The sequence below is a fragment of the Methylocaldum sp. genome, from assembly GCF_035627495.1.
In the GTDB taxonomy this organism is placed as follows: Bacteria; Pseudomonadota; Gammaproteobacteria; order Methylococcales; family Methylococcaceae; genus Methylocaldum.
This window is the reverse complement of record NZ_DASPLO010000217.1, coordinates 1-12,756: the sequence shown is the minus strand read 5'-3', so window position 1 is coordinate 12,756 and position 12,756 is coordinate 1. Positions and strand designations below refer to the sequence as shown.

The window sequence follows — 12,756 nt, the reverse complement described above, 5'->3', positions numbered from 1 at the left end:
GAATAGAATCGATGATCCTCACCATGCACCGACACCTGCCGGAAAACAATACGTGCGTCTGATCGGTTTATTGCTGATCTTTACGCTGCTCGGCGCCTGTGGGCGGGACGCGGAAAAGACTGTCCTCGAATTTTGGGCCATGGGGCGGGAAGGCGAAGTGGTTCAGTCTCTGATGCCGGAATTCGAACGCCGCAATCCGGACATTCGCGTCAAAGTGCAGCAGATCCCCTGGAGCGCGGCTCACGAGAAACTACTAACCGCCTACGCGGGCGATGCGATGCCCGATGTCTTCCAGTTGGGCAATACCTGGATTCCGGAATTCGCGGTTTTGAATGCCGTCGATAGCCTAGACGATCGGCTGACTGCTCCGCAACGCGGGGATTATTTCGAGGGTATTCTCGAAACCAACAAGATCGACGGACGGCTTTACGGCCTGCCGTGGTACGTCGATACCCGCCTTCTTTTCTACCGGACGGATATTTTGGCCAAGGCCGGTTTTTCCGCGCCGCCCAAAACCTGGAAGGAATGGCTCACGGCGATGGCGGCGATCACGGCGTTACCCGGCGGAGACCACTACGCGCTGCTCTTGCCCATGAACGAATGGCAGGTGCCGGTGATCCTCGGCCTGCAACTCGGGGCGGAACTGCTCCGCGATGGAGCGCGATTCGGCAATTTTCGGAGCGACACCTTCCGCCAAGCCTTTCGCTTTTATCTCGATATTTTCCGCCGGGGTTACGCGCCCGCCGTATCCGAGGCTCAGATTGCCAATCTTTATCAGGAGTTCGCCAGCGGCTATTTCGCGATGTACATCACCGGCCCCTGGAACATCGGCGAGTTCGAACACCGGCTTCCGAAGACCGTGCAAGACAAATGGGCGACGGCACCGCTGCCGGCTCCAGATTTAAGCACGTCTTGCCCTCCTCCGTGCAGCGAAAAAGCCAAGGTGAGTACTGTCGAGTCAAGTCAATCAATCGTAGGCCGGGATAAGCCTGTCCTGAGCCCCGTCGAAGGGGCGGCAGCCGTTCCCGGCAAGGACTTTGCCGGAAACGCGAAGCCTGTCCTGAGCCCAGCCGAAGGGCTTATTCCGGCCTACACATTGCCCAGTTCCGACATTTTCTACCCCGGCCTGTCCCTCGCCGGCGGAGCCAGCCTCGCGATCTCCAGCAGTTCCGGCCGTAAAGCGCAAGCCTGGAAGCTGATCGAATTTCTCTCCGAACCGGAACAACAGCTTGCGTTTTACCGTCTGACCGGCGATCTCCCCTCCCGCCGTTCCGCCTGGCAACACCCCGATCTGGCCACGGCGACTCGCGCGCAGGCCTTCAAGACTCAGTTGGAACGAGTGGTGTCCACGCCAAAAATTCCCGAGTGGGAACGCATCGCCAGCAAGATCGCCCATTACGCCGAAAAAGCGGTGCGCGGCGAATTGACCGAGGACCAAGCGCTGACCGCCCTGAATGAGGACGTAGACCATATTCTCGAAAAGCGCCGCTGGCTATTACGGAAACGGGCGCCATGAGAATCCCTTTTCCGCAGGCGAACCCCGCTTTCTGGTTTCTTGCGCCAGCCTTGATCCTGATTGTCGCTTTCTTTTTCCTGCCGGTCGTGGCGTCGCTGTTTCTCAGCTTCACCGATTTCGACATTTACGCCCTCGGCGACAGTGAACGGCTGCGCTTCGTGGCGTTCGACAACTACCTTCGATTGCTCCGCGATCCTTTATTCTGGACCGCGTTGAAGAACACCCTGTATTTCGTGGTTGTAGGCGGCCCCTTGTCGGTGGCCGTGTCGCTGGGCGCGGCGTTATTGGTCAATCACCGCCTGGTCCGCTTCAAGGGACTGTTCCGCTCGCTCCTATTCCTGCCGGTTGTCACCACCTTGGTGGCGATAGCAGTGGTCTGGCGCTATCTCTATCATCCCCGCTACGGCTTCTTGAATTATCTTCTCGGGCTGTTCGGGCTCGATCCCGTCGATTGGCTGGGCGATCCCGATTGGGCCATGCCGGCGATCATCCTGATGGCGATCTGGAAGAATTTCGGCTTCAACATGATCATCTTCATCGCCGGGCTGCAAAGCATTCCTACCCGCCTGTACGAGGCCGCGGTCATCGACGGCGCGAATACCTGGCGTCAATTCCGCCATATTACCCTGCCCATGCTGGCGCCGACCTTCGTGTTCGTCACCGTCATCACGATGATCGGCTACTTCCAGCTTTTTGCCGAACCCTATGTCATGACCCAAGGGGGTCCCGCCAACAGCACCTTGAGCGTGGCCCTTTTGATGTTCCAGGAAGGCTTTCGCTGGTGGAATCTCGGCTACGCGGCGGCGGTGGCCTTCGCGTTGTTTCTGATCATCCTGGCGGGGACGCTTTTGCAGTTGAAGTTGAGGCGACGGGAAATCTGATGGCCTCGGCTACGCTTTCTGAAAAACGGATCAAGACGCTGCTGCTTCATTTGGCGCTCATCGCGGCGGTGATCGTGACCCTGTTTCCGCTGTTCTGGATGGTGTCCGTGTCGTTGATGCCGTCGGCCGAGGCGAACCGTTTTCCGCCGCCGATTCTGCCGGTGTCGCCCACGCTGGATCATTACCGGATACTGTTCTCTCGATTGAATCTCGCCTCTTATCTCCTGAACAGCACGCTGATCGCCACGCTGGTCACGGCGCTTTCCCTGCTGCTCAACTCCATGGCCGGCTACGCCTTCGCCAAGCTGTGTTTCAAGGGACGCGACCGCCTATTCCGCCTGCTTCTGGCGTCCATGGTGATCCCGGCGCAGGTCGCCATGCTGCCGCTGTTCCTGATGCTGAAAGAGATGGGATTGGTGAATACTTACGGCGGCGTCATCATCCCCGGCATGGCGAGCATTTTCGGCATCTTTCTGATCCGGCAGTACGCGCTGTCGATTCCCGACAGCCTCCTCGATGCCGCCCGCATCGACGGCGCCGGCGAATTCCGGATTTACCGGACGCTGGTTCTGCCGCTCTGCAAGCCGATCCTGGTCACCTTGGCCATCTTCACCTTCATGGGCACTTGGAACGACTTCATGTGGCCCCTCATCATCCTGACCGACAACGACCTCTACACGCTCCCGGTCGCCCTCGCCAACCTTCTGGGCGAACACGTTCAAGATGCCGAGCTGATGATGGCCGGTTCGGTGCTCACGGTACTGCCGGTAATCCTTCTGTTTCTCGCGCTACAAAAGTACTACATCGAAGGGCTGGTATTGGGAAGCGTCAAGGAATGACGGTGCGCCGCATGTCCTTATGTGACAGTAGTTTTTTCCAACCTCTCAGAAGTCCAGCTTGAATCCGGCCTGCACCAGCCTCGGCGATCCCGGCAAAATGCCGCGGGTACGATCCACGATGTAGTTCTGATCGAAGAGGTTTTTCACGCTGACGAACAGATCGGTGTTCAAAGGCTTGATGCGATACGTGCTGGAGAGATTGACGATGGCGTAGTCCTCGATCTTGCCGAACTGCCCGGTCAGATTGGGTGTTCCATCCGGATTGACCTGCCCTTCCGCGTTATGGAAGTCGCTGAACTGGTCGGCCACGAACACCGTTTCCAAATGAAAATCGAAGCCCATCGGATGGGCGTAACCCACCGTAGCGGTGATCATGTGTTCCGGCGCGTAGGGAAGCCGGTTGCCTTTCGCCGATCCGGGCACTAGACCGTTACTGCAGGAACTCGGAACAACTCCATCCACCGGGACGCATCGGAACGGCGACAGGGCCTCCGCATCGGCCACCCAGGTGTACGCCGCCTGGAAATAGACGTTATGATCCGTTTCGAAAATATCTCCGAGGTCGACGCGGCCGAAGAACTCAAAGCCCTGGTAGAGCGATTCGCCCTGTGCCAAGGGCGTGGAACCTCCGGCGATGCTGCCGACCACCGCCTGATTCTCGAAATGCGTCTGGAACAGCGTCGTGTCCAAGGCGACGCCCTTCCACGGCTTGCTGCGCACGCCCAGCTCGTAGTTCCAGCTTTTTTCCGCGTCCACGTCGGTCACGAGCCCGGCGTTGCTCACGGCGTCCTCGGCGCGCGGCGGCGAAAAGCCGCGATGGAATCCGAAGAACAACGTAACCTCGTCGAGCGGGTTGTAATTGATGCCGAATGCGGGCAGAGCCTCGGTCAGGCTGGTCGTGCCCTCCCTCCCGTTGAGTAGATTCCGCCTCTCGTACTCGACGCTTTCCACGCGCACGCCGGGCGTAATCGTCCACCGGTCAATGAAGAAGCGGTTTTGAACGAAGCCCGAATAGGCGTCGGCAAAGCGCTCGTTCCGCTCGGCGATGCTCCCGCTGCGGGCCCGCGGCGAGGTGGCGTTCTCCTGGCGCCGAAACTGTTCTTCATAATGGGCGCGGAACCCCATGTCCAGCTCGCTCGGCACGCCGAAGAAATCGTAGGCCGCATGTAACCGCGGCTCGACGCCCCAAGTGTAATAGTCGCGCAAACGGCCTTGAATCGAGTTGCAGGCATCCGGGTTCACGGCGACGCCGTTAAAACGGGCATTCCTGAACGCGGTGCCGCATTGCGTATCGGTAGTGGTGCTCGCCTGACGCCACCAATCGCGGGCGAAATGAGTCCAGTAAAAACTGGTGGTCAACTTGACGTCGTTATTGAACTTGTATTCGTGGGTGGCCGAGGTTCCCCAGCGATTCGTCGAGAAATTATCGTTGTCGAACGGGTTGTAGCGGAGACCGAAGTTGCGCGCTTCCGCATCGGTGATTCCCGAATAGGTCAATTGAGAGTCTTCCCTGAAGTAATTCCCGCGCAATATCAGAGAATTCTTCTCATCGATCCGATACACGCCCTTGAGGTTGACGTCGTCGATCTCGAGGAACGTATTGTCCCGCGCGCCTTCGCCTTCCTTGTGGATGTAATCGAATAGTCCGCCGAAATCCCCCACGGTTCCGCCGTAGTTGATGTGGCCGTTGCGATATTCCCGGTTTCCGCCGGTGAAGCTCACGAATCCCTTGGGCTCCAAGGGCGGTGTCGGAGTCACGTAGTTGATGGTGGCCGCCGTGGTCTGGGGTCCGAACAGGATCTGGCCCGCGCCCTTCAAGATCTCGATGCGCTCGAAGCGGTCCACCGGCGGGTGGTAATAGCTCGCATTCTCCCCATATGGGGCATAGGACAGCGGGAGACCGTCTTCGAGCAGCAGGACCCGCGTCGAGCGGGTCGGGTTAAGCCCGCGGATGCCGATATTGGGCCGCATCCCGAAGCCTTCCTCGTCCCGCACGTTCACGCCGGGCACCTTGCGCAAAGCCTCATTCGTGGTGAAGACATGGCTTTGATACAAGGTTTCCTTGTCGATAACCGAGCCGGAGCCCGAGATTTTCTCCAATGCGTCGGTAGCAGTTCCAATCACACCGACTGTAGGAAGTTCCATTACCGATGCGGCTTCAGGTTCTTCGCCCGAACCCTCGGTTTTAGGCTCCTCCGCTAAGCCCGCCCCCGTTACCGCCAGGCCGCCGGCAATCAACAGCAAGCCCACGGAAAACCCCGAAACACGCTGATTTTTCGATTTGTTTGACATACCCCTGACCCACATTATTGATAATCGTTTTCATTTATATTAGCGGTGAACATCTACACGCGCAACTTTTCAATCGACGGAAGAGGCAGCTTGCCGAATGCTCACGGATGACAGGCGGGCTTGAAGGGAGAATGTTTCATCCAATCGTCACTATTTCGTCACACCAATGTCAGACGGCGCCGACATCATTGGCGCCGCTGGAAGGACTATTCATCCCGCTTCAAGTGCAGGATGCGCCCACCAGAAACGGGAACCCCATCCGAAAGAACAACATTTGGAGTCCTAAAACATGTTCGAGATGACGAAGAAAACCCTGCTGTCCGTTTCGATCGCAGCCGCATTCGCAGGCACCGCATGCGCCGAATCCACGGTAAACGGCCCCATGGCATTCGATCCCATACCGGGCTCAGCCTATAACGCCGTCAACGATCCGGCCGAACCTTGGGTCATTCCGGAAGGCTATCGCCAGTTCATCGTCTCCGACGAAAGCAATCTGGACATTTATTCGGGCATTGCCGATTGGGGCGACATGAACACGGTCAACGAGACCAAGAAGCATGCCGGCCGTTACATGTACCGGACTCATGAAGTTCGTCCCGGAAGCGACGCCACCGCGTCCGGCGGAGCCGTGTCCGTCGTCGATCTACAAGACGGCACCGCAAAAGTCGTAGTCCAAAGGGCGGATTGGGAGGCCCTCGACGGCATCGTTTGGACGCCATGGCATACGGTTCTTTTCGCCGAGGAAACCATTAACGCCGCCTTCCCGGACCCGCAGGTACCGCAGGCTCAAAGCGGTCTTGTGTACGAGCTGAAGCTGGTCGATGGCGACCCGACCGCCGCCGAGTCGGTCACTGTCCGTCCGCTACTCGGCACCCTCTCTCACGAAGGACTCGAAATCGACGCCGAGGGCAACGTCTACGTGATCGACGAAGATCGCAGCGGCTCCATCTACAAGTTCGTACCGGAACAGTACGGCGATCTGAGCAGTGGCCAGCTCTACGCCCTGCGCGTAAAGAACGGCGGTAAAACCGGTGAGGCAGAATGGGTTGCGCTGGACATGACTCAGGCTCAGATCAGCGCACGCGTGGCCGCTCAAGCCGAAGGCGTGAAAGCGACCAAATACTGCCGTCCGGAAGACATGGAGCGCATCGCCGAAACCCTTTACGTGGCCTTGACCTGCGAAGATGTGAACAACGCCGCGAATACCGGCGGTCCGGGTGCGGTGCTCGCTGTAAACCTGGGCGATACACCTTCCGTCAAGTACCTTGTTGCGCCGGGCAAGAACGTCTCATTCGAAACCAAACCCGCTACCGGCGTACCCGGAGTCACCGGCTTCAAGGGTCCGGACAACCTGGCCAACAGCCCTGACGGCAAACTGTGGATCGTGGAAGACAACGACTGGAGCGACATCTGGGTGGTCGACCCGAACGGCGCCGACGCCAATGGCGACGGCTATCCCGACGACGTGCACCTCTTTGCGTCGCTGAAGGATAAACCGGCCGAGGGTACCGGCATCTATTTCGGCAAGGATCCGCACACGCTGTACGTCAACGTTCAGCACTCCGGCACGGGCAACGACAAGACCATGGCGATTACCAACCGCGCCGAGTAAGCGGAAACATATTCAAGGACCTCGAGCCGGCTACTGGCCGGCGTCGTTGAAGCCGCGACGCATCATGCGTCGCGGCATTAGGACTCAAAAAGGCATGGCGATCCTCATCGTCATGCCTTTTGTTTTATGTAAAACTCGGGATATGTCCTTTTCGATCATACGGGCCCGCCATGCCTTAACGGCAAATTTTTAGCCCCGTTCCAACCCCCGTAAGGTGATTGCTATTTTCTCCACCACCCAATCGATTTCCTTCCGTTCGATGACGAGAGGCGGCGCGAAGCGGATGACGGTTCGGCGGGTCTCGCGGGTCAGAATGCCGTGCTCCATCAGCTTCATGCAAAAATCGCGGCCCGAAATGTCCGGATTAAGTTCAAGACCGATGAACAAGCCTTTGCCGCGCGCCTCGCGAATCAGAGGACTCCTCAAATCCCGCAGCCTGGCGAGAAAATAGGCGCCCAGCTCGGCCGAGCGCTCGGCCAGCCCTTCCTCGACGATGACATCGAGCGCCTCCAGCCCAACCGCAGCGGCCAACGGATTGCCGCCAAAGGTGCTGCCGTGATCGCCCGGACCGAAAACGTCCATCACCTCGCGGCTCGCCAAAAACGCCGAAACCGGCATCAAGCCGCCGCCCAGCGCCTTGCCGAGAATCAAGCCGTCCGGTGTGACGTTTTCATGCTCGGAGGCCAGGAATTTTCCGGTCCGGCCCAGTCCCGTCTGAACCTCGTCGCACAGCAGCAAGACATTCTGCTCCCGGCAAACCTCGGCGCACTCGGCGAGATAGCCCGGCGACGGGATGACAATGCCACCCTCGCCCTGGATCGGCTCGACCAGAAAGGCGGCTGTGTTTTCGTTGATCGCATCGGCCAAGGCCGCGGCATCGCCGTATGGAATCAGCTTCAAACCCGGCGGAAACGGCCCGAAGCCTTCGCGGTACTTGGGCTCCGAGGAGAGGCCGATCACCGCGAGGGTCCGACCGTGGAAGTTGCCTCGACAACCGATGATCTCCGCTCGCTCGGGACTTACGCCCTTGATTTGGTACGCCCATTTCCGGGCGGCTTTCAGCGCGGTCTCCACCCCTTCCGCGCCGGTGTTCATCGGCAACACCTTGTCCTGTCCGGTGAGTTCGCAAAGCCGCTTGAAGAAAGGCGCAAGCCTATCGCTGTGAAAAGCCCGCGACGTGATCGCAAGCCGTTTCGCTTGTTCGGTGAATGTTCGGATCAGGCGCGGATGGGCATGGCCGTGGCTTGCGGCGGAATAGGCCCCCATCATGTCCAGATAGCGTTTCCCGTCGATGTCCCAAAAGTAAACGCCCTCGCCTCGGGTCAAAATGACCGGGAAGGTGTCGTAGTTGTTCGCCCCGTAGCGCTCCGTGACGCTCAGGATGTCTTCCGCCCGTGTGGCTCGCTTGGGAACTACGGCAGCGAGCAACAGTTCGCTGCCCAAGTAAGTCGTGGCACGATTCTTATCGCGGGGCGGATCGAATTCCACGATTTCGATGCCGAGAAAAGCCGGATTACCTTGAAGCCTGGCCAGCGCACCAATCATGTCCTCTCCGGAAATACCGCCCGCCACCGGGACCGTCACCCCCGGCGCGTCCTTCGGATCGATGGCGTCGAGGTCGAGCGTGACCCCGAAACCGGCCGTACCGGATTGGACGATCGAGAGCGCCTCGTCCATGACATCGTTCAGGCCACGCCGGTTGACTTCGTCCAAATAAAAGATCCGCACTCCTAGCCATTCCAGCAGGGCCCGCTCGGCCGCCTCGAAGCTGTGGACGCCGACCAGGCAAACCTGCCGAGGAGACAGCTTCGGGCTGAATCCCCCCAGGTCCACCAAAGGCTTTTCGCCGAAACCGAGCAGGCACGCGAGGGGCATGCCGTGCAATGCGCCGCTGGGGCTCGTCTCCGGCACGTGGCTGTCCATGTGGGCATCGATCCAAATCAGCCCCAAAGGGCCGCGATCGGACAAGGCCGCCACCGCGCCGGCCCAGGACCCCACGGCACAGGAATGGTCATCCCCGAACACGGCGAAGAATTCGCCGGATCTCACCGCGGCTTCCGTTTCCCGCGCGGTCCGTTCGCAAAGCTCCGCGACCATCGGCACCGTGGCCGACATTCGCTGCGGATGGAGAATCGTCTGCCAGGCGGCTGGCACGCCCCGGCTTTTCAGCCTCCGGTCCAACCCCAAACCGCGCAATAGTTCCGGCCCCGTCTCCGCATCGCGGTCGAAGGCGACGCCGATCAGTCGTATCGGTTTAACCAGAGGAATGTCGGTCATGGGAATGGTCCGGAAAGCAACAAGCCGACTGCCTGGCCTATTGCATAAATTACCTGCCACTTCCCCTTAGAGCGCATTTCCTGCACTCTGTTCCTTGCAGGAGACGCCCGCCGCGGCTTCCGCCACGGAACTATAATCGCGGATACCGACCGAATTCTTTGGACAACTCTGAGGTAAGGTCATGAATGACACGGCTTTCGAGCAAAAGGTGCGCGAAATCGGCGAAAACCTTTACCGTTTGGCCGGAGAATCGCCGCCCTCATTGTTCGACCCGCGGGGGCTGAGAGGGCGCGTGTTGATGCGGGCCATGCACGACGAAGATTTACGCGCCGCCCTCTTTCAATTCGTCGATGTGTTGCCGGTGTTGGAAACCGACCGGGAACTCGCCGGCCATTTTCGAAGCTATTTGGCGCCTCACGCCGATCAGCTCCGCGGACTCTGGGGCCGCGTGTTCAAACTGGGGGGACATTCCTTCACCGCTTACGCGCTCCGCCGCGCCGTATCGCGGCTCGCCCGTCAATTCGTCGTCGAGGAGCAAAGAGAACGCCTGGATCGAGCACTAAATACCATCGCTCGGATACCGGCGGCCGTCACGGTCGATGCCGTGGGCGAAGCGGCTTTGGGCGAAAGGGAATGCGATGTTTACCTGGGGCGCTATTTATCGCTGCTGAATCTCCTGGCTTCAAACCGCTCGCTCGTCGGAAATCCACCGATTCATATCTCCGTCAAGTTTTCGGCCCTGACCGCCCATTTCGATCCGCTCGATTACGCCGGCGTGCGCCGCCGGGTGTTCGACCGGCTGCAGCCTTTAGTGGCCCGGCTCCGGGAACTCGGGGCCGGCATGACGGTGGACATGGAGCACTACGAACTTAAATCCTTGACGCTTCGCCTGTTCCGCGACTTGGTCGAAAGCGAGAGGCATGATGGCTGGCATCCCGGCATCGCCCTGCAGGCCTATCTTCCGGAAACGAGTGACGATCTTCGAGAGCTGATCGATTGGGCGGAACAGGGAAAACATCGAATCTCGGTACGCCTGGTCAAGGGCGCCTACTGGGACACGGAAATGGCGCTCGCGGAACAGCGCAACTGGCCGGTGCCGGTGTTTCGCGAAAAGACGGCGACCGATGCCCAATTCGAATCTCTTCTCGAACTCTTGTTCCGGCATACCGAAGCGGTCTATCCCGCCGTGGGCAGTCACAACCTTCGGAGTCTCGCCTATGCGATTGCTTCGGCTTCAAGGCGAGGACTTTCGACAGCCGATTGGGAAGTCCAGATGCTCTACGGCATGGCCGAACCCCTACGCCACGCCGTTGCCGCATCCGGGCCTAAGCTTCGGATTTATCTGCCCACCGGGGAATTATTGCCGGGCATCGCCTATTTGATCCGCCGATTGATGGAGAACACCGCCAATACGTCCATCCTGCGGCAAACCTATGTCGAAGGGGCGGATTTGGATGAGCTTCTGGCTGAACCGGGGCTGTCCGAAACCCGGACCGAAACGCCTCCTCTCGCCTTTGAGGCTGTGAAAAAACCTGCTGCGCGGTCCGACTCCGCACCTGCGATGCTCAACGTACCCCCTTGTACGCCTGCGCTTCTCGGCACGGATTCGAACCGCTCGCGACGGTTTTTGCACAACCTCTTTGTCAACGCCCCGTTAAAGGACTTCAGCCGGGACCGGGTTCGCGAAGATTTCCGCAGATCGGTGGCGGCGGTACGTGCCAGGCTGGGCGCGACCTACCTGTTGGACATCGCCGGCGTCCCGCCGCAGGGAGTTGAATTGCAAGCCTCCAGGAACCCGGCGCGGCCGGCCGAGATTCTCGGCCATGTGGCCGTTGCCGATGTTGCCCAGGCTGACCGTGCCGTCCGCAATGCGTACCACGCGTTTCCCGGCTGGCGCGATACGCCCGCCTCCGCTCGGGTGGCGCTGTGTCGCAGAGCGGCGGACATCATGGACGCACGACGCAGCGAACTGGCCGCCTGGCAGATTCTGGAAACGGGAAAGAATCGGCGCGAAGCCGACGCGGATGTGGCGGAAGCCGTCGACTTCTTGCGGTATTACGCCCTGCAAATGGAGTGTGTGGCCGGTTGGCAGCCCACCCGGTGTTTTCCGGGCGAGCGGAACCATCTTCGCTACGAGCCGCGCGGCGTGGCCGTGGTAATTCCGCCCTGGAATTTCCCTCTGGCCATTCTCACCGGCATGACCGCAGCGGCGCTGGTCGCCGGCAACACGGCCATCGTGAAACCGGCGACGCCCGCCAACATCGTCGCCCATGGGTTCAAGTCCGTACTCGACGAGGCCGGCTTTCCGCCTGGCGTGTGCCAGCTCCTGCCGGGGAGCGGCAGCACGGTCGGGCAGTATCTGGTCAAGCACCGGGACGTTCATCTCATCGCGTTTACCGGCTCCAAGACGGTGGGCCTGGAGATTCTTCGGCAGGCCCATACGCTTGCGCCGGAGCAGCGGTACATCAAGCAGGTCGTCTGCGAGATGGGCGGCAAGAACGCGATCATCGTCGACGAAGACGCTGATCTGGACGAAGCGGTCGCCCAAACCCTGTACTCCGCGTTCGGCTATCAGGGACAGAAATGCTCGGCCTGTTCGCGGCTTATCGCCGTGGGCCGGGTTCACGACCGGTTGGTGAAACGGCTGGCGGAGGCCCTCGACAGCTATGACTACGGCCCGCCCGAAGATTCCGCCTATCTTTTCGGACCGCTGGTCACCCGGGATGCACAGGAAAAAGCCCTGAGCTACATCGAACTCGGCCGGACAGAAGGCCGGCTTCATTATCTCGGGCGAGTTCCCGCGGACGGTTTCTACTGTCCGCCCGCGATATTCACCGAAATCGAAACGCACCACCGCCTGGCGCGAGAGGAAATTTTCGGCCCCATACTGGCCGTGCTGCGTGCTCCCACGTTCGAAGCCGCGCTCACGCTGGCGCTGGAATCGGATTACGCACTCACCGGCGGCGTCTTCTCGCGCCTTCCGGAACATCTCGAACTCGCCCGAGAGCGGTATCGCGTCGGTGATTTGTATCTGAACCGCCGAACGACTGGCGCCCGCGTCGGCATACAGCCCTTCGGCGGCACCCGGCTTTCGGGAACCGGCGTGCAAGCCGGCGGCCCCGATTATCTCAAGCAGTTCCTATGGACACGGGTGGTGAGCGAAAACACGCTGAGGCACGGTTTCGTTCCAAGTTTGGAGTAGATACTGTTATCCGGGTCAAGCGCCATGCAGGGCTGGATCGAAGGGTTTTTCGGATTTGAGGACGCCGAAGGCGACCTGCAAAAGCTTGCGCATCATGGCGCCGATGATGAGCTTGGCGGGTTTACCCGAAAGCGCGA

Annotated in this window: 7 protein-coding genes and 1 pseudogene; 5 read left to right on the top strand and 3 right to left on the bottom strand. The window is 60.0% G+C overall.

Annotated elements, in window-relative coordinates; translation table 11 throughout:
* Nucleotides 1-52: 52 nt before the first annotated feature.
* Genes VEB01_RS21495 through VEB01_RS21485 form a run of 3 tightly spaced genes read left to right on the top strand, consistent with a single transcriptional unit; the run spans nucleotide 53 to nucleotide 3,236 of the window.
* Complete coding sequence (locus VEB01_RS21495) at nucleotides 53-1,516, top strand: sugar ABC transporter substrate-binding protein (RefSeq protein ID WP_324879101.1); 1,464 nt, start codon at nucleotides 53-55, stop codon at nucleotides 1,514-1,516.
* On the top strand, nucleotides 1,513-2,397 hold the full coding sequence (locus VEB01_RS21490; protein WP_324879099.1) for a carbohydrate ABC transporter permease: 885 nt from the start codon (nucleotides 1,513-1,515) through the stop codon (nucleotides 2,395-2,397). The genes VEB01_RS21495 and VEB01_RS21490 overlap by 4 nt, the downstream gene beginning before the upstream one ends.
* Entirely contained in the window at nucleotides 2,397-3,236 is an 840-nt protein-coding gene (locus tag VEB01_RS21485) for a carbohydrate ABC transporter permease (protein WP_324879097.1), read from the top strand. Before VEB01_RS21490 ends, VEB01_RS21485 begins: the two co-directional genes overlap by 1 nt.
* Nucleotides 3,237-3,281: 45 nt before the next feature.
* On the opposite strand, the gene VEB01_RS21480 is transcribed toward VEB01_RS21485, so the two are convergent.
* A complete protein-coding gene (locus tag VEB01_RS21480) occupies nucleotides 3,282-5,528 on the bottom strand; it encodes a TonB-dependent receptor family protein (RefSeq protein ID WP_324879095.1) in 2,247 nt (748 codons plus the stop codon).
* A gap of 289 nt (nucleotides 5,529-5,817) precedes the next feature.
* Between VEB01_RS21480 and VEB01_RS21475 the strand changes: the two genes are divergently transcribed.
* Nucleotides 5,818-7,140, top strand: coding sequence for an alkaline phosphatase PhoX (locus tag VEB01_RS21475; RefSeq protein WP_324879093.1), 1,323 nt, complete (start codon nucleotides 5,818-5,820; stop codon nucleotides 7,138-7,140).
* A 189-nt stretch (nucleotides 7,141-7,329) separates the two neighbouring features.
* Here VEB01_RS21475 and rocD read toward each other — a convergent pair whose 3' ends face one another.
* Nucleotides 7,330-9,417 (bottom strand): ornithine--oxo-acid transaminase, encoded by a 2,088-nt coding sequence (gene rocD, locus VEB01_RS21470; protein ID WP_324879092.1) that lies wholly within the window; start codon nucleotides 9,415-9,417, stop codon nucleotides 7,330-7,332.
* A gap of 181 nt (nucleotides 9,418-9,598) precedes the next feature.
* Between rocD and VEB01_RS21465 the strand changes: the two genes are divergently transcribed.
* Nucleotides 9,599-12,619: a proline dehydrogenase family protein gene (locus tag VEB01_RS21465; RefSeq protein ID WP_324879091.1), complete on the top strand. Its 3,021-nt coding sequence runs from the start codon at nucleotides 9,599-9,601 to the stop codon at nucleotides 12,617-12,619.
* A 15-nt stretch (nucleotides 12,620-12,634) separates the two neighbouring features.
* On the opposite strand, the pseudogene VEB01_RS21460 reads toward VEB01_RS21465, so the two are convergent.
* Nucleotides 12,635-12,756: pseudogene (locus tag VEB01_RS21460) on the bottom strand (IS110 family transposase); the annotation flags it as partial.

What these genes read in the sequence shown, in the direction of transcription:
- VEB01_RS21485 (WP_324879097.1), top strand. Translation starts at nt 2,397, where the DNA reads ATGGCCTCGGCTACGCTTTCTGAAAAACGGATCAAGACGCTGCTGCTT.
- VEB01_RS21475 (WP_324879093.1), top strand. Translation starts at nt 5,818, where the DNA reads ATGTTCGAGATGACGAAGAAAACCCTGCTGTCCGTTTCGATCGCAGCC.
- VEB01_RS21490 (WP_324879099.1), top strand. Translation starts at nt 1,513, where the DNA reads ATGAGAATCCCTTTTCCGCAGGCGAACCCCGCTTTCTGGTTTCTTGCG.
- VEB01_RS21465 (WP_324879091.1), top strand. Translation starts at nt 9,599, where the DNA reads ATGAATGACACGGCTTTCGAGCAAAAGGTGCGCGAAATCGGCGAAAAC.
- VEB01_RS21480 (WP_324879095.1), bottom strand. Translation starts at nt 5,528, where the DNA reads ATGTCAAACAAATCGAAAAATCAGCGTGTTTCGGGGTTTTCCGTGGGC.
- rocD (WP_324879092.1), bottom strand. Translation starts at nt 9,417, where the DNA reads ATGACCGACATTCCTCTGGTTAAACCGATACGACTGATCGGCGTCGCC.